The 21,545-nt window shown below is 49.5% G+C and carries 21 protein-coding genes; 4 read left to right on the plus strand and 17 right to left on the minus strand.

The window, feature by feature from the left end:
* Positions 1-123: 123 nt before the first annotated feature.
* From ISALK_RS09210 to ISALK_RS09230, 5 genes are read right to left on the minus strand one after another with little or no spacing between them, the layout of a single operon-like run.
* Complete coding sequence (locus tag ISALK_RS09210) at positions 124-852, minus strand: Rv2686c family ABC transporter permease subunit (RefSeq protein WP_160721505.1); 729 nt, start codon at positions 850-852, stop codon at positions 124-126.
* 1 nt (position 853) lies between these two features.
* The gene (locus ISALK_RS09215; RefSeq protein WP_160721507.1) at positions 854-1,549 is read right to left on the minus strand and encodes a fluoroquinolone export ABC transporter permease subunit; all 696 of its coding nucleotides are present in this window, start codon (positions 1,547-1,549) and stop codon (positions 854-856) included.
* Complete coding sequence (locus ISALK_RS09220; RefSeq protein WP_160721509.1) at positions 1,546-2,397, minus strand: ABC transporter ATP-binding protein; 852 nt, start codon at positions 2,395-2,397, stop codon at positions 1,546-1,548. Before ISALK_RS09220 ends, ISALK_RS09215 begins: the two co-directional genes overlap by 4 nt.
* A 55-nt stretch (positions 2,398-2,452) precedes the next feature.
* Positions 2,453-3,991: a PH domain-containing protein gene (locus ISALK_RS09225; RefSeq protein ID WP_160721511.1), complete on the minus strand. Its 1,539-nt coding sequence runs from the start codon at positions 3,989-3,991 to the stop codon at positions 2,453-2,455.
* Positions 3,984-4,469, minus strand: a complete 486-nt coding sequence (locus tag ISALK_RS09230) for a PH domain-containing protein (RefSeq protein ID WP_160721513.1) — start codon at positions 4,467-4,469, stop codon at positions 3,984-3,986. Before ISALK_RS09230 ends, ISALK_RS09225 begins: the two co-directional genes overlap by 8 nt.
* Before the next feature lie 222 nt (positions 4,470-4,691).
* Between ISALK_RS09230 and ISALK_RS09235 the strand changes: the two genes are divergently transcribed.
* Complete coding sequence (locus tag ISALK_RS09235) at positions 4,692-5,108, plus strand: bacteriohemerythrin (RefSeq protein ID WP_160721515.1); 417 nt, start codon at positions 4,692-4,694, stop codon at positions 5,106-5,108.
* Positions 5,109-5,732: 624 nt separating this feature from the next.
* Here the strand turns inward: ISALK_RS09235 and ISALK_RS09240 are convergent.
* From ISALK_RS09240 to cysK, 5 genes are all read right to left on the minus strand, one after another.
* Positions 5,733-7,016 (minus strand): IS110 family RNA-guided transposase, encoded by a 1,284-nt coding sequence (locus ISALK_RS09240; RefSeq protein WP_160721517.1) that lies wholly within the window; start codon positions 7,014-7,016, stop codon positions 5,733-5,735.
* Positions 7,017-7,205: 189 nt separating this feature from the next.
* Complete coding sequence (locus ISALK_RS09245; protein WP_160721519.1) at positions 7,206-8,582, minus strand: alpha/beta hydrolase; 1,377 nt, start codon at positions 8,580-8,582, stop codon at positions 7,206-7,208.
* 337 nt (positions 8,583-8,919) lie between these two features.
* Entirely contained in the window at positions 8,920-10,590 is a 1,671-nt protein-coding gene (locus tag ISALK_RS09250; protein ID WP_160721521.1) for a PAS domain-containing sensor histidine kinase, read from the minus strand.
* Positions 10,591-11,134: 544 nt separating this feature from the next.
* Positions 11,135-11,668, minus strand: coding sequence for a serine O-acetyltransferase EpsC (gene epsC, locus ISALK_RS09255; protein ID WP_160721523.1), 534 nt, complete (start codon positions 11,666-11,668; stop codon positions 11,135-11,137).
* An 84-nt stretch (positions 11,669-11,752) separates the two neighbouring features.
* Complete coding sequence (cysK, locus tag ISALK_RS09260) at positions 11,753-12,673, minus strand: cysteine synthase A (protein ID WP_160721525.1); 921 nt, start codon at positions 12,671-12,673, stop codon at positions 11,753-11,755.
* A gap of 166 nt (positions 12,674-12,839) precedes the next feature.
* On the opposite strand from cysK, the gene ISALK_RS09265 reads away from it, so the two are divergent.
* Positions 12,840-13,739, plus strand: a complete 900-nt coding sequence (locus ISALK_RS09265) for a DUF4349 domain-containing protein (protein ID WP_160721527.1) — start codon at positions 12,840-12,842, stop codon at positions 13,737-13,739.
* A gap of 97 nt (positions 13,740-13,836) precedes the next feature.
* Here ISALK_RS09265 and ISALK_RS09270 read toward each other — a convergent pair whose 3' ends face one another.
* The 7 genes from ISALK_RS09270 to ISALK_RS09295 all read right to left on the minus strand — a co-directional run bounded on the left by ISALK_RS09270 (position 13,837) and on the right by ISALK_RS09295 (position 18,998).
* The gene (locus ISALK_RS09270) at positions 13,837-14,136 is read right to left on the minus strand and encodes an MTH1187 family thiamine-binding protein (protein ID WP_160721529.1); all 300 of its coding nucleotides are present in this window, start codon (positions 14,134-14,136) and stop codon (positions 13,837-13,839) included.
* A 12-nt stretch (positions 14,137-14,148) separates the two neighbouring features.
* A complete protein-coding gene (locus tag ISALK_RS09275; RefSeq protein ID WP_160721531.1) occupies positions 14,149-15,138 on the minus strand; it encodes an ABC transporter ATP-binding protein in 990 nt (329 codons plus the stop codon).
* A gap of 1 nt (position 15,139) precedes the next feature.
* Positions 15,140-16,060 carry a glycine betaine ABC transporter substrate-binding protein gene (locus ISALK_RS14930; RefSeq protein WP_236660339.1) on the minus strand — a complete coding sequence of 307 codons (921 nt, stop codon included), beginning with the start codon at positions 16,058-16,060 and terminating at the stop codon, positions 15,140-15,142.
* A 61-nt stretch (positions 16,061-16,121) separates the two neighbouring features.
* Positions 16,122-16,778: an ABC transporter permease gene (locus ISALK_RS14935; protein ID WP_201756881.1), complete on the minus strand. Its 657-nt coding sequence runs from the start codon at positions 16,776-16,778 to the stop codon at positions 16,122-16,124.
* Between the two features lie 17 nt (positions 16,779-16,795).
* Positions 16,796-17,278, minus strand: a complete 483-nt coding sequence (gene msrB / locus ISALK_RS09285) for a peptide-methionine (R)-S-oxide reductase MsrB (RefSeq protein ID WP_160721533.1) — start codon at positions 17,276-17,278, stop codon at positions 16,796-16,798.
* Positions 17,279-17,560: 282 nt separating this feature from the next.
* The gene (locus ISALK_RS09290; protein ID WP_160721535.1) at positions 17,561-18,430 is read right to left on the minus strand and encodes a DegV family protein; all 870 of its coding nucleotides are present in this window, start codon (positions 18,428-18,430) and stop codon (positions 17,561-17,563) included.
* Between the two features lie 25 nt (positions 18,431-18,455).
* The gene (locus tag ISALK_RS09295) at positions 18,456-18,998 is read right to left on the minus strand and encodes a TDE2712 family protein (RefSeq protein WP_160721537.1); all 543 of its coding nucleotides are present in this window, start codon (positions 18,996-18,998) and stop codon (positions 18,456-18,458) included.
* 201 nt (positions 18,999-19,199) lie between these two features.
* Here ISALK_RS09295 and ISALK_RS09300 point away from each other — a divergent pair, with 201 nt between their 5' ends.
* Together ISALK_RS09300 and ISALK_RS09305 are read left to right on the plus strand one after the other, a co-directional pair.
* A complete protein-coding gene (locus ISALK_RS09300) occupies positions 19,200-20,027 on the plus strand; it encodes a Nif3-like dinuclear metal center hexameric protein (protein WP_160721539.1) in 828 nt (275 codons plus the stop codon).
* Positions 20,028-20,425: 398 nt separating this feature from the next.
* Positions 20,426-21,460, plus strand: a complete 1,035-nt coding sequence (locus ISALK_RS09305; protein ID WP_160721541.1) for a DMT family transporter — start codon at positions 20,426-20,428, stop codon at positions 21,458-21,460.
* Positions 21,461-21,545 lie beyond the last annotated feature (85 nt).

A 21,545-nucleotide genomic window follows, 5' to 3' on the forward strand; every position in this document is an offset into this window, starting at 1 on the left:
GTATTTATACCTGATTATTTTCCCTTTAAACATTTTTTATGAACAAGGGGGGCGGCAAATGGGGCAGCGGGAGGAACAGAGGAGGGACAGAGGAGGGACAGAGGATCGCCCCAAGCCCTTTGTTTAGGATATTCTTCGAAGGAACAGCTTCATAAGCAGGATCATCCAAAGGGCCGCAATCAGCAGACCCCCTAACCCGTGAAGGATCGTTAAGGAGGCTTCCGTGCCGGGGCTGCTTAGAATCTCTCCGAGCCAGAAACCGGGGAGAAAACCGAATAGGTAGCGGATCGGCGACGCAATCACCCAGGGGACGATAAAGCCCATGACAAAAATATTGGTCAGCTTCGCCAACGCCAGGCCCTCCACTTTATTGCCCGCCACGGTAACCAAAAACATGCTCATGATTCCCCCTTGGAGGGTTGCAATAACCGAGGCCGTAATGATTTCCAGCGGAGAATACACGGTAAAGGCGAAAAGGGCGATGACCAAAATCGAAGAGATCAGTCCCCAAACCATGGGCAGGGCAAGGCGGGCAATCAGATAGGAATAGCCGGCGGCGGGGGTGATGTTGTAATAAACACCGATGCCTTCGTCCCGCTCTTCCAGGATTAAAAAGGCGGAAATCATCGCCGTCATCACCGGTGTCATGGTCAGGACCAGGGCGTCGCTGACCGAATACCACGGGGTGATCACGATGCCGGTTTGCTCCTGGATTATCTGATCCGCCAGGGGCAAGAGGACCCCCATGGCCACTGCCATTAAAAACGGGGCGGGGATCAATATCAGCAGCATGCCGTCCCGAAGGACCTGGCGAAAGCCGATTTTAAAAATTTTTACGGGATTCCTTAGCATATCAGTCCCCTCCCCGATCCATATACTTGGTAAAAGCCCGACTTGCCAGCAGATAGGCGGGAATGCACCACAGGATCAGCCCAAGGGCGGCGTATCCCGCCCAGTAGGGCACTTCGAGCCCCAGGGCACTGTAGAGCACCCGCAGGAGCAGCACCGCCGGCAGCATCTCCGCAAGAAAACTATTTACCTCAACGAATACTAAAAAAGCCGGGGCCATTAATACAATCCCCACGGGCACCCCGATGACGAAGTAATGATTGATGGATCGGGAAACCGTGCCCACCGTCAGACCGAACAACGTAAAAAACACGGCGCCGGCAAAGACCCCGACGGTCAACAACCCATAATTTACTTCCATCCGGTACATAATCCCTGCAATAATCAGGGCCACGATGGTGGAGATCATCGACAGGGACAGGGCTTTAGACAGGATGTATTCCCGGTTTGTCGCCGGTATCACCGAATAATAGCTGTGAAGCCCCTCTCCCCGCTCCAGGAGCACCATGCCCCCGATAAAGAAGAACCCGAGAGCAGCGGGATCCGTCAGAATCACCAAAGCCGTCACCGGCCGGGCCAGGGCCTCGGGCAAAAACAACAGCACGCTTAGGTACAGCAGGGAAATGATACCGTATAAAAAGTAGAAGCCGTATTGAATCTGATAACGCACGTCCCAACGAAATATCCGAAGCCCTCTCATATCAGCCGCCTCCCGGTCACGTCCATAAAAACGTCCTCCAGGGTCGCCTCCTTGGTGTGGATGCTGGTTAAACTCCCTTCCTCTAAATGCTTTAAAAACCGCTCGTCCCGGTTAAGCTCTGTCAACATGGCTTTTCCCTGTTTGATCTGATTTTGCAGCCGATAGCCATAGCGGACTTCCACCTCGGTTTTGACACTTTTCAGCTCCAGGGGCGTGCCCACGGCTTTAATGCCACCGTCTACAATAAAGGCCACCCGGTCACAAAGCTCCTCGGCATCATGCATATTATGGGTGGTTAGAATGATGGTTTTTCCCAGCTTTTTCTGCTCCAGAATCATCTCCTTTAAGGTCCGGGCATAGGAGGGATCCAGGCCGCTGGTGGGCTCGTCCAGGAAAAGAAGCTTCGGATCGTGTAAAATCGACCGGACAAAGGCCAGCCTCATTTTCATCCCCTTGGAGTACTCAGCGACTTTTTTATCCTTATGCTCCGAAAGCCCCACCCGCTCCAGGTAAAGCAACGGATCCAAGGTCTCTTGATCATACAGGGACGCAAAGTATTTTAAGTTGTCCAGACCGCTGAACTTTCCGTAGAGATTGGGAAACTCGAAGTCCACGCCGATCTGCTGATAAAAGTCCTTGCTTCGATGTTTTACTTCCTGACCCAGCACCGTCACCGATCCGTTGTAGTTTCGAAGAATGCCGCAAAGAATCTTTTGCAACGTACTTTTTCCCGCCCCGGAGGGACCTAAAAATCCGAAGATCTCCCCGGGGGATACGGCAAAGGACAGATCCGTGATAAAGCTTTGTTGCTGTTTGTATGAAAAGGCCAGTTCTTTTACATCAATCATCGGATTCTTCCTCCGGACTTTCCCTTAGGGACTAATAAATCCCTTTCTTTTGGATTCATTGCATTTCCTCCTTTATTACCGTTTTAGGGGGTTTTGTCGACTTTCCGGTCTGGTACCACTGCCAGATCTCAAGGGCATCCTCCAGTTCCAGGTCCTTCAGTGTGAACTCCGCCCGCATCATTGCCGATAGAATCGTGGCGTTTACCGATGTCAGCCGACGAAGCTTTTGTAGAAAATTGGTCTGCATCTTCAACGACTGAATCTGCTTTCGCTTTAACAACACCGTGGTCCGGGCAAACAACCTGTACCGTAGGGTCAGCTGTTTGTCATCGATCCGATAGCCTCCGTCTTTATAGCGAAAGTATCCGAACAGGGCGGAGAGGGGAAAGATGATCATCCCGATCCAGATGAGATTTCCGGGAATGAAGTAAAAGGCCACCGGGAAAGGAAGTAGCGGTAAAAATGAGCGAATCAGGTAGCGCCGCAGCGCCCGGGGAGGCAGCGGCTTAACCTGTTGATGATAGACCCTTTCCGGTACAGTCAGCGCTAAAAACGCCGGCAGTTCCCCCCGGTGAATCAGGGGATGAATCATGGTTTTAAAGCCGTCCTGCTGGGAGGCGCCGCCGGCAACCTCCACCTGGACCGAGGCGTAGCCGAAGGGCTGTCGAAGGAGACCTTCGGTGATCCGAATCCCCTGAATCCGGTGGGTTTTAATCGATAGCTCCTTTTGTTCCAGCAGTCCCCGGCGAATCAGAATCTCCCCTTGGCCTTTTTCAATCCGAAACTCGCCGTAGGCGATGATAAACCGAAGCAGGGAGATCAGCCAGGCCAGGAGAAATGCGAAAAAGACCAGGGATAAAATCACGGTGACCCCGGTCCGTTGGAAAACGGCAAAAAAGCGGTTGATCCAATCCTCCGGCACAAAGGCCATTGTCTGTCCGAAGATCACGGCGATAAAGGATAGGATCACCCCCACGCCGCCGGAGGTTATCCCCGCCAGGGCCAGCCGGCGGTAACCCACGGTATAGGCCTGCGTCTTTTCCGGGTTTCGGGTTTCCGTCGTCTTTTCCGGGTTTTGGGTTTCCGGCGCTTCGGGAGCAGTTTCGGGCCGTTGGAAAGTACCTTCGCCCCCCTCAGCGGTGTTATTTTGTTGTTTTAACCCATCCCGCAGCCGGCCCGCTTTGCTTCGGTGGATCGCTTCAATGTCGATTTCCGGCTCTTTAAATCCCCCGGCGGTTTCGATCTGCAAAGTCACAAGATCCAGCAGCCGATAAAAGACATTGGCTTTATAGTTCACCGTCTGTACCCGTTCTTTTTGAATATAACGCTCCTTTTTAACAAAAATACCGGAGCGGATATGAAGCACGCCCTCTTGATAATCATAGGTAAAGAAAAACCATCGTAAAAATCCGCCAATCAGGCTGAGGGCGAGAAAACCCAGGACAAAATAGAGACTGTAGCGGTTTTCAAACAAACCGTCCCCCCGGCGAAACTGAAAGCTCACGGCGAAAATCATCGGCAGCAGAAATCCTCTCAGTTGTTTGAAAAAGGCGGTGAAGATCATAATGGGGTGGGCCCGTTCTGCCTTAAACATCCTCATCACTCACCCTTGCCAAAGAGGAGATCAGGTCCCGAAGTTCCAAGGCCCGGGTCATTTTCAGAGCCGGGATCTTGTGGGTGGTCCCCGCCGTGGATATGGACAGGGTAGCCAGTTTAAAATGCCGGAGAATCGGTCCCTGCTCCGTATCCACGTGCTGGATTCTTGCCATAGGGACCAGGCTTCTTCTTATGACAATAATGCCGTACTGAATATCCACTTCATGCTCCCGGATCTCATAGCACCAGTAGCGCATCCGTATCGCCGGGATGATGCCGACGGCGAAAACACCGACCACCACCGTCAGCCCTCCGAGGCTATAGCCGATCCACCGGGGAAAGGGGCCGAAAAAGTTGGACAATATATAAAAAGCCAGGGTTAACAACAGGAAGAAAACAAGGTATACCACACCGGTTACCCGCCAAGCCCTGGCCGCCCGTTGATCAATTTTTTCCTTGGGTTTTTGATAATCCATCCTATCACATCCTTATTATGTATTGTTATAGTTTCTTTGTGCTATCTCTCCTGCTGACAGAGTTTTTTGCAGTTGAAAACAGCGATTCTCCGTGCTAATATTTATAAATACCATGGAAACCAACCTTTATTCCATGCCCAGTCCCCGGCACATTATCATTATACAACGGAGGCGATCTTTAGAACACCTTATTTTTATATTTATCCATTAGGAGGCGACACAATGATTACATGGGACGAACATTATGAACTGGGTATTCAAAGCATTGATAATCAACACAAGGAGCTGGTCCGCATCGCCGGAGAACTCTCCACCCTGCTTACAGAAGCCGCTGAAGGGGATGACATCTACGATGAGATGGTCCGTCTGATTGAAGAGCTTCAAGACTATACGGCGGTGCATTTTGAGTTTGAGGAAACCCTGTTTGAAAAGCACGGCTACCCCCATGCCGCAGAGCATGCTTTAGAGCACAGCCGTCTGATTGAAGAGATCAACGAATTGGATCTACTGGCGGCGGATGAAGATCAGGTGGCCTACGGCAAGAAAATCCTCAATATGCTGATCACCTGGGTATTCAAGCACATTTCCGGATCGGATTTTAAGTACCGGGACTACCTGATAGAAAAGGGAGTCAAATAAAGGCTGTCAACGAACCTAAATGAACCAAAGGGTGAACCAAAGGGGACGGAGGTATTTGGTACAAAATATAGCCCAAATACCTCCCTATATAATCTTAAATATGCTTCGATTTCCTCACGATATCTTAGATTTTCATATATATCAAACAGGCAACTTTATGGAAAACAAGAACAGTTGGAATACCAGGGATCAAATATGGGTTTTTTTGCACCGCAAACAAGCGTCCTTACCTACTTATTTGGCGGTATTAACCCACGTTCACTTATGGAAGCAAACCTCCCATGTCTAACCGGATCGTTTTCTTCTTTTGAAACGTCCTAAATTCCCTCGTTCTGCCTCTCCATAAAGTGGGTGTCTTTCTGCTCCGTTACCGAGTCATTGCTCTTATGGTATTTGATTCGACTACCTGCCTGTTTTGATCACTCTTTGGATACTTTCCATTGCTAGGTTCTCTAAGACGCAGCCTAGCAATATACATATGGATTTCAATCGCTATTTCTTGTTCATTATATTATTTGATCATTGTTGATGCTATTCGTCTTACAGGTACCCTAGGTACCTGTTTTTTTATCTATTTATGGTATTATTTATTTCATACTACTGTTTTATACTAAAACCCTTCCTTCATGCAGCCGCTAAGAATGTTGGCCTTTGAATGTCTTTAAGCATTTTCTCTGGGTCAAAAGAGACCCCTTTAGTCAGCATCGCATAAAATATTCGAATGAGTTTACAACTAAGAGCCACTATGGATTGTTTTTTCTTCATCGGGTTCGGTTTTTCATTGATATTATAATGATGCAGCGCTTTGAAAGCGTCATTGTTGGATACCAGGGAAAGTACTGCCTGAAACAGGGTTGTTCGAAGGCGTTTCCTTCCGCGACGATTAATTTCAGTCTTCCCTTTATGAGCTCCGGAACTGGTCTCTTTGAGATTTAGGCCTGAGTACGCTTGAATTTGCTTAGGGGATTGAAAGCGCGAAATATCTCCTACTTCCGCAAGAAATCCAGCGGAACTAATCGGTCCGATCCCTTTAATCTCCTCAAGTTTCTCTGCAGAGGGGATGCGTGCGCAGATGCTTTCCAGGAATTGCTCCGCCTTATCAATTTGCTTTGTTTTCAGCCGGTACTCTTCGATTAGCATCTCTATTTCCATGGCCGCTGCAACCGGTTCTGTTTTACGGCCAATACTCCCTTTCGCTGCTTCGATCAGACGTTGTGATCGTTTAATACCAACCGCTCGAATGTTCACGCTTCGGAAAATTTCATTAATGGATTCCGCGTCCATTTTCATGATGTGAGAAGGCAAGGCCAGCCGGCTTAATACTTCAACACTGGCCTCCCCAAAGGGGTCTTTAAACACCTCTTTGTACTCAGGGAAATAGATCTTCAGCCATCGCTGAACTTTATTCTTTAACCGAGAAATATCACCTTTTACACGCAGATAATTATTGTGGGCGACCCGTAGCTCTGCATGTTCTTTTTCAGGAAGATAGGGGTTGTTGTATCGTCCGTCAATCACTAATTTCGCGATAACTTTGGGGTCTTTTTGGTCGCTTTTCGACGGATTATTATCATCTAACGCTTTACTTTGCTTTACATGGGTAGAATTCACTAATACCAAGGAGCTTTGATTCGCTTTTAAATGATCTGCCAGGGCATACCAGTAGTGGCCCGTAGGTTCAGCACCAATCAAGAATTCAGATAAGTGATGTTTTTTCTGTAAGTTTAAAATCCATTGATCCAATACTTTGAAGCCGGCTGCAGTATTATCAAAACGTAGATATTTGGTGAATTCAATCCCTCGCCAGTTGAATGCTCGGGCATAATGCGTCTTACTTCCAATATCAATTCCTACAACCAAAGTGCTTTCCGTAACTTGATTAATTTTTTCATTTTGTGTACAATACATAATGAATGACCTCCAATAGTTTTAGATTTGTCCTTCTCGGGAACACTTATCTAATTCTATCGCGAGGTCATTCTTTTTTCAAATCCTATTTAAGACGATTACGGGAATGCTCCGTCCTCTTTTGTCTATAGCCCGAATACCTCCGTCCCCTTTGGGCTGTTTGAGCTCTTTGGGCTGCTTTGGGCTACGCTATGGCTCCAGCCACCGGATCAGGTCCGAGATCACCGCCTGGTCCACATGGTCCGGTTCCATATATTCCTCGGGAATACTGGGTCCTTCTCCGAAGAGGAAAAGATGGTTCAGTTCCGGGTAACTGATAAACTCGGTGTCATCCCGATCCCCCAGGGCCTCCCGCCAGATCTCAACGTCTTCCATGGTCACCTGATAGTCCCGTTCCCCCTGAAGAAAAATCATGGGGATGTCCAGGGTTTTGGCGGTCTCCACCGGGGAGTACTGCTGAAGGTCCAGCCAGTAGCCCGGAGAAACCCCCATGATTTCATCGGGATCCGTGTCCGGGGAAAGGTCCGGATCCATTATCCGCCGAACCTGCTCCCGGGCCTCTTCCAGCTGGGCTTCCACCACGGCGGAGTGCCCCTCCTGTTCCGCAAGATATTCCATCTGCATTAGGATCAACTCTCCCAGAGGACGGGCCGGGGCCGCAAGGTAAATCAGTCCCTCCAGGTCCCGGGTTTCCGAGGCGATTCGGGGAAGCAGCATGCCCCCCAGGCTGTGCCCCGCCAAATACAGCCGCTGGTTGCTGATTTCCCCGCGGGTTTTCAAATATTCTAGGGCCTGCAGAGCATCCTCCATGGTTTCCTCCCGTACGGTCACCGCTTCCTCGGCGTCTTGCAGTTCCTCCCCATAGGTATAGGTCCTTTTATCATAGCGAAGCACCGCGATCCCCGAGGAAGCCAGCCCTTGGGCGATGTCCTTGAAAGGCTTGTTGGGTCCCACGGTCTCGTCCCGGTCGTTAGGGCCGGAACCGTGGATCAGGACAACGCCGGGAAAAGGCCCTTCCCCTTGGGGAATTGCCAGGGTTCCGTCCAGGATCCAGGGCGCTTCGCCGAAGCTTACCGTCTCCTCCCGAAAGGCTTCTTGGTCAATATAGTCCGGTTCTTCCCGGACTTCTTCCCCGTCGTCGAAAGCATCCTCCGCCGGCAGGAAAAACAACCCTTCAATCCAGCCCTCCTCACCAAAAACCACCCGAATATCGATCAGGGCCTGTTGAAACTCCGTGGTGACATAGACCACATCGTATCCCTGCAGGATCTCTTCCCGTTGGGATTGAATCTCCACAAAACCGCCCACCTGGCCTTCCAGCTGACTCCAGGTTTGCTCCAACCGTTCCTTGGGCATCTCCCGGGCCATGGCCTCTCCAAACTTCTCCGTGGCCCCTTCAAACTTCCCGTCCTTCAGTTCCTCCACAAACCTTAAGGCGGTCACCAAGGGCTCTCCTTCCGGAGCCTTCTTCTCCTCCTTTTCGCCGCAGCCTCCCAGGCTTAGGAGCACCAATGCCGCCCCCAGCAGGAATAAGGGACTCTTTATTTTTCCTATTGTTATTTTCAAAGCCCTCGCCTCCTTTTGTTCACTTATTACCCCTTATCCTCCCCGTTCTAACCAAAGAAAAAACTGACAGCGGGACGGAGTTTCTGTCATCCGTTGTCTAGGGTTCATTATAAAACCCGGGTTCGCAACCCTCTGTCCAATCCTCGCTGACGGGGTCTTCTTCGAAAGCAACGGCCTCACTGTTATCAGAGACCTAAGCCGGTTGCTCCCGTGAGATGAGCCGACGGTATAAAAGCCGGAGGTATAAAAAAACACTTCGAAAAGAAATCTTCGAAGTGCTCTTATCCCTATGCTATCCCCTGCATCCCCTGACCTTCTGGGAGCATCCCCTAACCTTCTAGGAGCATCCCCTGACCTTCTGGGAGCATCCTTTTAAAGGAATGGTCACGGCGACGGTGGTACCCAGGTGCAGCTGACTGCTCACTTTGATCTCTCCTCCCATCAGGTCCACCAAATCCTTGACGATGGGCATTCCCAGCCCGGTACCCCGCTCATTATGGATTTGCTGATTATCCCCTTGGTAAAAGGGGGTGAACAGTTGTGTTAAACCCTCGGGAGCAATGCCGATGCCCGTATCCCGCACCTGAAATCTCAGCCGTTCCTTTCCGTCCTCATCCTGATCGCTCCCTGCCCATAATTCCACCCGGCCTTTCTCTGTAAATTTAATGCCGTTACTGACCAGGTTCTCCAACACCTGATGAATCCGGGTACTGTCCAGGCACACCTCCTCCGGTAGCCCCTCCTGCAGGATCACTTCAAGCTCAATCCCCTTGACTTCGGCCTTTCTTTTTTTCGTATTTTCCAAACGCCGGAGTAAATCCGAAAGCACGAAGGATTCCTCTTCCAAGTGCATTTGTCCCATGGTAATCTTTTCGTAGTCGAATAAGTCGTTGATGATGTTTTGCAGGTTTTTTGAAGAATAGAGGATCGTATCCAAATACTCCTGCTGTTCCCCGGAGATTTCCGTATCCTTTAACAGCTCCAAAAATCCGATGATACCGTTCAGGGGGTTTTTCATCTCATGGGAGATTTTCGCCATAAACCGGCTCTTATCCCGGTTGGCCTCCTCGGCTATTTTTTTTGCCTTAATCAGTTCCTTCCGTTCCCGTTTCTGCTTTGTAATATCCCGGATAACCCCGATGGAATACCAACCCTTTTCCATTTTGATCGCCGATAGGGACAGCTCCATAGGAAAGACTTCCCCGTTTTTTCGCTTCGCCTCAAACTCCGCCGTACGTCCGATTACCTTTCCTGTTCCGTCTTTTACAAAGGTTTCATGGTGTTTGCTAAACTGGGCATGATAGTTTTTCGGAGCCAGCAGTTGGTGAAGGTCCCTGCCCAGAGCTTCCTCCTTAGAGTAGCCGAACTCTTTTTCCGCCGCCTTGTTCCACTGGTAGATCTTTCCCTGGGGATCCATAATCACCAGGGGTTCCAACATGGAGGCTAAAATCCCCTGGAGCTGACGATTGGTTTCTTCAATCTCCCGGCGGGCCACCACCCGTTTGGTGATGTCCTCCATCAGTAAAGCAACATACCCGGTATCGGGAAAATAACTTTTCAGCTGTAAGTGGCGATCCAGGCTCTCGGAGTAGTACCGCTGATTCACGGTTTTTTCCTCCAGCACAATGTCCCGGAAAAAAGCCATCCAATCCTGATGGTTTTTGCCGATGGCCTCGGAAGCTTTTTTCCCCACAAAATTCTCTTCCTGTATCCCGGTAATCTTTTCGAAATAAGGATTGACGCTTATAATCTCAAAATCCACCGCCGCCCCCTCTTCATTATAAATCAAGCGCTGCAGCGACAGGCCCGCGTTCATCTCCTTGACCAGCAACCGATAATTCCGCTCCCTTTCCACGAACCGACGAAGGGTTCGGTCCTTTAACAGGGCCAGGGCCTGTTCTTCCGTCAGGGAGGTGAAGGGATCCTTATTCACTTCCGACTCCGCCGCCTGTTTTTCCTGGTCCATGTATTTTTCCAGAATGCCTATGATTTTTTCCAACTCCGCCATGGTACCCCTTCCTTCTCTTATGATAGTTAAGATTATACCACAAATAACAAATATTGAGAGGAAAGTTTTCCAATAAATCCCCTTGTATACGGCCAAAGAAACAGAAAAATGCCCTAAAAGATAGGGAACTTCGAATTTCTCCACAGGACTTAGAAGAATCTATAAAAGATACTATCACATCACCGGTTAGGAAAAACAGCAGTCAACAGGCTTAAGGCCTTCCATTTCATATTATCCACATTGTACACAAAAAACTTTCAGTTATCCCCAGGACGTCCACAAATTATCCCCAGGTTATACACATTTTATCCACAAATTGTGCACAAGTATGTATTTTCAAGGTTTATCCCAGGGGATTTTTCTCTCCGGAGAAAAACGGAGGGATTAAGCAGAAAAAAAGGAATACAAACCGAAGGAATACAAACCGCGAAAAACCGCAAAATAACGAAGTTTAAAAACGAAAAAACTGAAGTATAAAATGCTAAAAAACTGAAGTATAAAACGCGAAAAAACTGAAGTATAAAACGCGAAAAACTGCCGCCTCTTAGAGACTGCAGTTTTCCTTCGCTTCTTTTTTACTCTTAATTACTGCGGGGATGCCCACCACCGTGGCCCCTTCCGGAACGTCCTTTAACACCACGGCATTGGCCCCGACCTTGGCATTACTTCCGATGGTAATGGGTCCGAGGATCTTGGCTCCCGCACCGATGGATACGTTATCCCCAACGGTGGGGTGTCTTTTTCCCGTATCTTTCCCCGTACCCCCGAGGGTGACGCCGTGGAACAGGGTCACATTTTTGCCTACCTCGGCGGTCTCTCCGATCACCACTCCCATACCATGGTCGATGAAAAAACCTTCCCCGATTTTTGCTCCGGGATGGATTTCAATTCCCGTGAAGAAGCGGCCGATTTGGGAAACCAGGCGAGCGATAACAAACCGGTTTTTCCGGTACAGGAAATGACCGACTTTATGGAACCACAGGGCGTGCACCCCGGGATAAGTGAGAATAATTTCCAGATTATTTTTCACCGCCGGGTCTCGTTCTTTAACTACATCAAAATAGGAAATAGAAATCACATCCTTTCACTTTCGTTAATTTTAATCATTGCTGTTTTCCTCTCATTTGTTAAATTGATAGTCAGCCCTTCGGCCTTCTTTTCTCTAGTCGTCAAACTCAAAAAGCTCGGTACTTAAATAGCGCTCGCCGGTGTCCGGGGCGATGACCACCACCCGTTTTCCGGGACCCAGTTCCCTGGCGGTTTTCTTTGCGGCAAAAATCGCCGCGCCCCCGGAGATTCCCAGAAGCAGCCCCTCTTTAGCGGCGATATGGCGGCTCTCGGCAATGGCTTCCTCCTCGGAGACTTGAATCATTTCGTCAATGGTGTTTTTATTAAGAACCTCGGGAATAAATCCGGCGCCGATGCCCTGGATTTTATGGGGGCCCGGTTCGCCTCCGGAGATCACCGGGGATTTTACCGGTTCCACACCGATGACCTTTAAATTCGGCAGTTTTTCTTTTAAAAAGCCTCCGGCCCCGGTGATGGTGCCGCCGGTGCCAATACCCACTACAAAGGCGTCCAGCCTTCCATCGGTATCTTTCAGGATTTCCGGCCCGGTGGTTTTTTCATGGGCCTTGGGATTGTCGGGGTTTTGGAATTGTCCGATCAACACCGTATCCCCGCTACTACTTTGAATTTCATCGGCCTTCTCAATGGCCCCTCGCATCCCCTTGCTTCCGTCGGTGAGCACTAAGTCAGCACCGTAGGCCTTCAGGATTTTTCTTCGCTCCATACTCATGGTGTTAGGCATCACCAGGGTTAGGCTGTAGCCTTTATAGGCCGCCACCATACTGAGGCCGATCCCCGTGTTCCCGCTGGTGGGCTCCACCAACTTCATGCCCGGTTTCAGCTCCCCCCGTTTTTCCATCTCCTCGATGATGTTCAGGGCAATCCGCTCCTTCACGGAGCCGCCGGGATTCATGGATTCCAGCTTTACCAGCACTTCGGCACTGTCTTTATCCACACTGTGTAAACGGACCATCGGGGTGTTTCCGATCAACTGTCCGATATTGTCATATATCATAAGAAATCCTCCTTTCAAGGAATCAACGTTAAACCAATCAAATTAGTCGGGATTCATTTGTTTTATTGTATTAATTCTTTCCTCCTTTGTCAAGAGGGAACAAAACCAAAGTCTTTGTCGTCAAAGTATTATCACTACCAATCGAAAAAGAAGGAAGGGATCATCCATGAAAAAGAAACCCCGAATTATACTCAGTGTGTTATTAATCATCGTTCTTACGCTTCTGGCCGCATCCTGCAGTGCCAACGACGAGGCCCCCGACTCCCAAAGAGAGGAAAGCGTGCATTATGACCGGGCCGATGAATCCCCGGATGTTCAGGATGGTGCCTACAGTGGCGAGGCCGGGGACGTCCACAACACCGCCGGCTCCATTTCCGGGGACAAAATCATCTACCGGCAGAACCTGATGATGGAAACCGACAACCTGAACCGGACCGTGGATAAAATGGAACAGGACTTAGACCGATACGCCGGACATATTCACCGCTACCAGGTCATTTCCGAACAAGATGAGCTTCCTCGAGGGGATTTTACCCTACGGGTACCCTCGGAATCTTTAAAGGCCTTTGTGGACTCCATGAAAAACTACGGAGTCTTCACCCAGGAGGTACTGGAAAGCGACGACGTTTCCGACACCTACTACGACCTAGAGGCCAATCTTCGAAACCAGAAGATCCAGGAACGGCGCTTACTGGAATTATTAGAGGAGGCGGAGAACCTTTCCGACGTCCTGACCTTAGAGAGTGAGTTGTCCCGGATTCGACGGGAAATCGAAGGGCTCCAGGGAACCCTCAATCGCCTGGATGACCAGGTGCAGTACAGCACCGTCTATTTATCCATTCGAGAAGTGGAGACCGACGCCTTGGAGGGTCGAGATTTTACGGATCAACTGGGAAAGAACTTTAGGGATTCCTTGGAAAAGTTCCAGGGTGCGGTAGAGTATTTCCTCCTATGGATCGCCGCCTATTTCCCCTTTGTTATCCTGGCAGGCATTGTACTTGGACTCATCGGCAAGTTTTACCCTTCAGTTGTTAAGCGGTTTAACAGAAAATCCTCTTCGGAATAGGGGACCGGGGAAAAGCAAAAAGTGTACCAGGGGGTCGGACCTTGTGGTACAAAAAAAGTGTACCACGGGGTCCGACCCCCTGGTACACTTTTTGGGTTTACAGCTTATCCAGTACCGAGCGCATCTTCCCTTCCATGGTGCCTTTTTTATCCCGGCGGTCGTCCACTTTGATTAAGGTGGATACCCGGCTGGCCCCGTTGTCAAAGGGAACTTCGTGCATTTTTTCGATGGCTTCGAAGATCTTTGAAAGATCCCCTTCCAAAATGGTTCCCATGGGGGTGAGCTGATACTCAAGGTCGGGATACTCCTTTAACACCTCGTGACATTTGGCCACATACTTGCTGACACTGGGGGTGCCGGTGCCGATGGGGGTAATGGATGTTTCTACAATTGCCATAGTTACGCCTCCTTATAATTGAATTTTTTGTTGGATGTCCTGGAGCTGAAATTCGCCCAGGGGCCTATTTTCTTCATTGATCACCACTAAGGACTGCCGGTCCTCTTTAATCATTTTTCGGATGCCCTCCATCACCGTATCGGTCAGGGGGATGGTTTTGCTTTCTGGGACGGATTTTTTACTGGTTTTTTTACTGGTTTTTTTACTGCTTTTTTCAGGGGCGTCGTAGGGCCGGTACACATCTTCAATGGGGAGCTGCCCTAGGTAGGCATTGAAACTTTTGGTCCCCAAAAACCGCTTGGTAAATTCCGTGGTGGGGTTAAAGAGCATCTCTTCCTTGGTTCCCGCCTGAATGATTTTCCCCTGATCCATCAGGACGATCCGGGTGCCCAGTTTGATAGCCTCCTCGATGTCGTGGGTGACAAAGACAATGGTCTTTTGAAGCTTTTGATGCAGGGCTTTCATCTCGTCCTGCAGGACCTTTCGGGTGATATCGTCCACAGCGCCGAAGGGCTCATCCATTAAAATAATATCCGGGTCCGCCGCCAGGGCCCGGGCCACTCCCACCCGTTGTTTCTGGCCGCCGCTGAGCTCCCGGGGGTAGCGGCTTAAATACTCGGGATCAAGGCCCACCAGCTGGATCAGCTCCGTCGCCCGTTTTTTTTGTTCCTCCCCGTCCCTTCCCAACAGGGAAAGGACGTAGCAAATATTCTTTTCGATGGTCAAATGGGGAAACAGCCCGATTTGCTGAATCACATAGCCGATTTCCCTTCGCAGCTTGATTAAGTTCCAGTCCGCCAGAGAGTGATTTTTCACGTGTATTTCCCCTTGGTTAAAGGGAATCAGTCCGTTAATCATTTTTAACAGGGTGGTTTTTCCACAACCGGAAGGTCCGATCAGGGTAATAAACTCTCCCTTATCAATGCTGAAGTTTAACTGATCAATGACCCGGACCTTTTGATCATAGGATTTTGACACATCCTTAAAGGTTAGTAAACTCATGTTAGATTAATCCTTTCTCCTCAAGGAATTCTCGAGCCACGGCTTCCGGGTCTTCATTTTCCTCTTCCACCCGGTAATTCATTTCAATCATTTCTTCATCGGTGATGTTGCCCGCCAGTCGATTTAACACCTCTTCCAGCTCCGGATGAGCTTCTAAGGTCTCCCTTCGAATAATGGTGCCGGCGAAGTAGGAGGGAAAGAAAAACTGATCGTCCTCTAGAACCCGAAGGTCATAGGCACTGAGGAGACCGTCGGTGGAAAAGGCGTTAATTACATCCACTTCCCCCTGGTCGATGGCTTGATATTTCAGGCCGATGTCCAGTTCCACTTCCCGCTGGAAATCAAAGCCGTAAAGGGCGGCCAGGGCGTCAAAGCCGTCGTCCCGTTCGTAAAAATCGTACTCCGCGCCGAAGGTAACCTCTCCCGAGACCGCCGCTAAGTCGGAGTAGGTATGAATATCGTGTTCCTCGGCGATGTCTTCGGCGATGGCTAAGGCGTAGGTATTATTAAAGCCATATAGATCCAGCCACTGAAGTTCAAATTCCTCTTCATAGGCGGCCTTGGTTGCTTCATATAACTCCTCGGGGTCTTCGATTAAGTCTTCATTTAACACAAACATCCAGGAGGTTCCCGTATATTCCGGGTAGATATCAATCTCTCCTGAAACCATGGCGGGATGAATATTAGACGTTCCGCCGCCGATGCCGAAGTTTCGCTCCACGGGGATATCGGTGTGCTCTTCAATTAAAATACTGAGCATTTCCCCTAAAATGTACTGCTCCGCATGGGGTTTTGAGGCCACCACCACGGGGTCTTCTTCATTTCCGCAGCCGATCAGCGCTGTGCTTAGCAATCCAATTATTAATACCAAAATAAACATTTTTTTCATTGTGGGTCGAAATTTGCTTTTTGAATTTTTCATAATACCCCTCCATTTTTTTAGTGGTTTTTGCAGTGGTTCTGTTTTACGATGCCTCTTTCCTTTAGCTCTTGACGGTGCCCAGCACCTTTTTCCGTACGACTTTTTCAATGATTCCCAAAATCAGGTCCACCACAATGGCCAGCAGGGCCACCAGAAGACTGCCCGCCACGGTCATCTCCGGGAAGCTGGTGGTAATTCCCCGCCAGATGGCGACCCCCAGCCCGCCGGCGCCGATAAAGGAGGCGATCCCTCCCAGGGCGATGGTCATTACCACCATGATCCGAAAGCCGGCGATGATCACCGGCAGGGCCAGGGGCAATTGAATCCGAAGCAGCAGCTGCTTTCCCGTGGTGCCCATGCCGATGGCGGATTCGATGATCAGATCATCAATTTCCGCAATGGCCACATAGGTGTTTCGGATCATGGGCAGCATGCCGTAGACCACCAGGGCGATTAAGGCGCTGCGGTTCCCGATGCCGGTGATGGCCACCAAAATCCCGAACAAAGCGATGCTGGGAATGGTGTAGATGAAATTCACCACGCTGAGAACCGGCTCCGCCAGTTTTTGATACTTTGCAATGGTAATCCCGATGGTAATGCCGATGACCGCGATAAAAACGATGGCGATAAAGGACAGATAGATATGTTCCATGGTCAGTCGTATGAAAAAGGCGGACCGTTCCTGGTAAAGACTCAGTACATCTCTTAGAAATTTCATAGCCCGATGTCCACTCCTTAGTTTGACTCTTCCTTGTCAAAGAGTTTTTTATAATCTCCGTAGCCTTCCTTTTCCAGGTCCTCCACGGGGATAAACCGCAGGGCCGCACTGTTGATGCAGTAGCGAAGTCCCCCCTCTTCCTTGGGCCCGTCGTTGAACACATGGCCCAGGTGACTGTCCGCCCCCTTCGAGCGAACCTCCTGGCGGACCATCCATAGGCTTCGGTCCTCTTTTTCAATAATTTCCCCCTCATCGATGGGCCTGGTAAAACTGGGCCATCCGCAGCCGGCGTCGTACTGATCCTTCGTGGAAAACAGCGGCCGTCCGTCCACCACATCCACATAAATCCCCTCCTTTGTATTGTTCCAGTAGGGATTTTTAAAAGGGGGCTCCGTTCCGTTTTCCTGAGTGACGTAGAACTGCATCTTATCCAGTTTCTTTTTCAGCTCCTCCCCGTCCTTTTTCTTATTTCCGTCCTTCTTACCCTCTCGTTCCTTCATGCTTTCACCTCTTCTCTTTTTTTAACACCTCTTGCCTATCTAAGATAATCTGCTCTTTTCAAAGATTCGATCCTTACTAATATTCCTTCGCATATAATCCATTTATACCTAAAAAAAGGGGGTTTATTCACTTTTCTTCATAAAAAAGACCCCGCCGGGTCATTGCAGTTTTTTTCAGGTTATAAACAGGTTATAAACAGGTTGGCAAACAGATTGGCAAACAGATTGGTAAACAGTTTTTATACAAATTTTAAAAAGGTTTTAGCCCGTTATAGCCGGTTTTTAAGAATCTTTGGTGGTCTTTTCGGCCTCTTTTGTATGATAGGCGATGCCGATGGCACCCGGTCCCACATGAAGGCCGATCACCGGTCCGATGTCCAGTACTCGTACCGGGACATCCAGGGTTTCTTCGATGCGCCTGGCCAGGTCCTTGCCCTCCTCTAAGGCGGCAATATGGTGGATGACCACCTCTTTAACTTGGTACTCCCCATGGTCTGAGAGAAGCTTATTCACCATCTCCTCCACGGCTTTTTTCTTCCGGCGGACCTTTTTAAAGATGGCGGTTTCTCCCTGTTCCACGGTGAGGATGGGGATAATGCTCAGCAAGTTGCCGATCAGGGCATTGGCCTTTCCGATCCGCCCCCCTTTTTGTAAGTATTTCAGGTTTTTGGGAACAAACAGAAAACGGCTTCGCTCCTTCATCCTTTCCGCGGCGCTCTTTACCGCTTCCAAGGACTTGCCTTCCTTCGCCGCCTTGGCTGCCGCTTCCACGGCAAAGCCCAGCTGCATGCAGTTGGACTGAGAATCCAGCAGTTCAATTTTTCCTTCGGGATATTTTTTCAAAACCATGTCCCTAGCCATCATCGCCGTGGTCAGAGTGCCGCTCATGCTTCCCGACAGGAAAACTCCCAGGACCTCTTGGCCTTCCTCCAGAATGGCTTCAAAGGCCTGGATAAAATCCCCCACAGGAGGTTGGGAGGACTTGGGAACCCCTCTTTCTTCCATCATGGAATAAAAATCCTCATTGTTCAAATCCACTTCCCGGTAGGTATCCCCTTCAAATTCCACATTCAGGGATAGGACTTGAATGTCCAGCTCCTTTACCGCCTGTTTTTCCAAATAACCGGTGCTGTCCGTTACTACTTTGACCATCGAAATTTCTCCTTTTGCTGCGAATTTAGTTTTGGTTTTGGACTTCTATGATTTTTTCCCTAAGATACTCTTTTAACGGAGTACCGCCGATTTCCACTTTATCCTCCTCGTAAAGGTCCACCTGCACCCTAAAGAAGTTGATCAACAGCTGGTTTTCATGGATCTGATACTCAAACTCATGACCGGGAAGAAATACCACTTCCACCTCTTCGTACTTCGGATTTTGTACCCCTTCCTTTATTTTCGGCAATAAATCGTCCAGATTGAGAACCTTAATCGGTCCCACCATCATTTGAGTGAATTCCATGTCCTCGGTCATCCACATATTGGCGTTCCAGAAAACCCGTTCTTTTTTCACATCACTTTGAAAGGGCTCCCGATTGGAGATGGCGCTGAGTACTTTTCGAAAGGATTCCTGATCAAACTCCGAATCATAGATTTTTTTCATATCCTCATGACTGGCAATATCGTTGAGGTACCCTTCCCCGACTTTTTCTTTCTCACTGGTGGCTTGCCAGTAATACAGCATGCTTTCCACGATATCGAGCTTAATTTTGATACGTTTCATTTATATCACCGATCCTTTTTCAATTATTTTATCAGTATTATCATATCAATTTGTCGAGGTTTTGACAATCCTTCAGGGGGATTAATCCTGGCTTTTGCCTCCTTTTATTCGGTAATTTCAAAATATTTCATTTGCTTCGCCTTCCGAAGTTCGATATAATAAATTTAGTATGTAAAAATAATTTTATCAAGGAGGATATTTATGAATACGAAAGAAGTTATGGACATTGCCTTAGATTTAGCGGACCTGAAAGAAACTCCGGCGGATTCGGGGATCATTGTCGAGGGAGAAGACATTAAAAAAGTGGCCATCGGCGTGGATATGGAACTGGCGGAAATGATGCTGGCGGAAAAACTGGGTGCGGACCTGGTCATCACCCATCATCCCAGCGGTGGAGATCCTAGAATCAACCTGCACAAGGTAATGGACAATCAAATTGATACCATGACCAAGGCAGGGGTCCCGATTAATAAGGCCCAAAAAGCCCTCCAGGAGAAAAAAGGCCAGGTGGAACGAGGCCTGCATGTATCCAACTACGACCGGGCGGTATCCGCAGCAAAGCTGATGAAAATGCCCTTTATGGCGGTGCATACCCCGGCGGATATCTTAGCCGAGCGAACGGTGCAAAGCCTGTTGGACGAGAAACTAAAGGACCAGCCCAAGGCGACGTTAAAGGACGTTACCGACGCCCTGGAAACCCGGGTGGAGTACCAACGGACTTCCGCGAAACCGGTGATCCGTGTGGGAAGCGAAAAGGATTATGCGGGTAAAGTAGTGGTGGTTATGGCCGGGGGCACCGGCGGCGGAACCAACGTGATTAAGTCTTACTTCGAAGCCGGAGTGGGCACTTTGGTATGTATGCACATGCCCGAGGACGTCATTAAAGCCGTTAAGGAACAAAACATCGGTAACATCGTCGTGGCGGGACACATGGCCAGCGATTCCGTGGGCATCAACCAGTTCGCCGACGCTTTGGAAGCCAAGGGCGCGGAAATCATTCGAATGAGCGGATTGATTGACCCGAAGTAAGTGCTGTAAAACGTTCGTAAAAACACTACAAGTCCTCTAATTGCGAGATTAGGGGACTTTTTTATGCCTTCTTAGTTGCCGCGACGTACCGCTTGCTCATGCCGCTTTTTCATGCCGCTTTTTCATGCCGCTTCCTCATGCCGCCTCCTCATGCCGCCTCCTCATACCGCCTCCTCATACCGCCTCCTCATGCCGCTTCCTCATACCGCTTCCTCATACCGCTTCCTCATACCGCTTCCTCATACCGCCTCCTCATACCGCTTCCTCATACCGCTTCCTCATGCCGCTTCCTCATACCGCTTGCTCATGCCGCTTTTTCATGCCGCTTTTTCCCCCTATCATTTTTTGTCCGATATGCTATGATAAGGGTAAACGACTTGAGAGAAAGGAGGCTTTCCATGCAGTCTCGAACCATCGGCTACCTGGCAGTGATGATCTCCGGAATGATTTTCGGGTCCATGCCCTTGCTGGCCAAAATTATTTTCTCCCAGGGGGGCAACTCCATTAACCTGGTATTCTGGCGGTTTTTCTTCGCCCTTCCCCTGCTTTTTTGGATGATTCGCCGCAGCCCCCATTTAAATTTTGCAATTACCAGAACCCAAGGGAAAAACCTGTTAGCGGTGGGGATCCTGGGCTACGCCGCCACGGCCATGACCCTGTATGTATCCTATAATTATATCTCCACCGGAGTGGCCACTACCCTGCATTTTATTTATCCGATTCTGGTGATCATCGGCTCCACGGTTTTTTACCGGGACCGGCTGACCTTTGTTAAGACCTTTGCGGGCATTCTCAGTACCCTTGGGATCTATCTGCTATACAACGGCGAGCTGAGCGGCAGTCTCTTCGGAATTTTTATGGCCCTGCTCTCCGGGGTGACCTATGCTTTTTACGTGCTCTATATTGATAAGAGCGGACTGAAGGCCCTTTCTTCCTTGACCCTGACCTTTTACCTCAGTCTGATCGCCTCGGTGTCGATGTTCTTTTTTGCCCTGTTTACCGGGCACTTCACCTTAGAGCTGACCCTGTTGGGCTGGGGGGTGACGGTGTTTTTATCGATTTTCGTCACCCTGGGGGCCGTCAACCTGCTGAATGTGGGGATTCAGCGCATCGGCTCCCAGAGCTCGGGAATCCTCAGCACCCTGGAGCCTATTACCTCCATTGTCATCGGGGTGCTGGTCTTTAATGAGCTCCTGAACCTTCCGATCCTGATCGGCTGTATTTTCATTCTTTCTGCAGTGATTCTGATTGTACGTTTCGACCGGGGGAGGGCGTCCGTAGAAAAGCCTGAGGCAGCTCCCAGGGAAGAGCCTAGGGCGGCTCTCAGAAAAAAGCCTGGGACGGCGGCTTCCTTCTACCCAAAGCCGGAGTCAGCATCTTCCGAGGCTCCGGCGTCCCCGGCCACGGAAAGGAATCCTGAAATCCACCCTTAAAACCTGACCCTTTTGCCGGATTGTTAACCAATTTATTTATATTGGTTGACAATCTTTTTTTCCTTGTTTATACTAATTACAGAAG

Source organism: Isachenkonia alkalipeptolytica (genome assembly GCF_009910325.1).
Taxonomy (GTDB): Bacteria; Bacillota; Clostridia; order Peptostreptococcales; family T1SED10-28; genus Isachenkonia; species Isachenkonia alkalipeptolytica.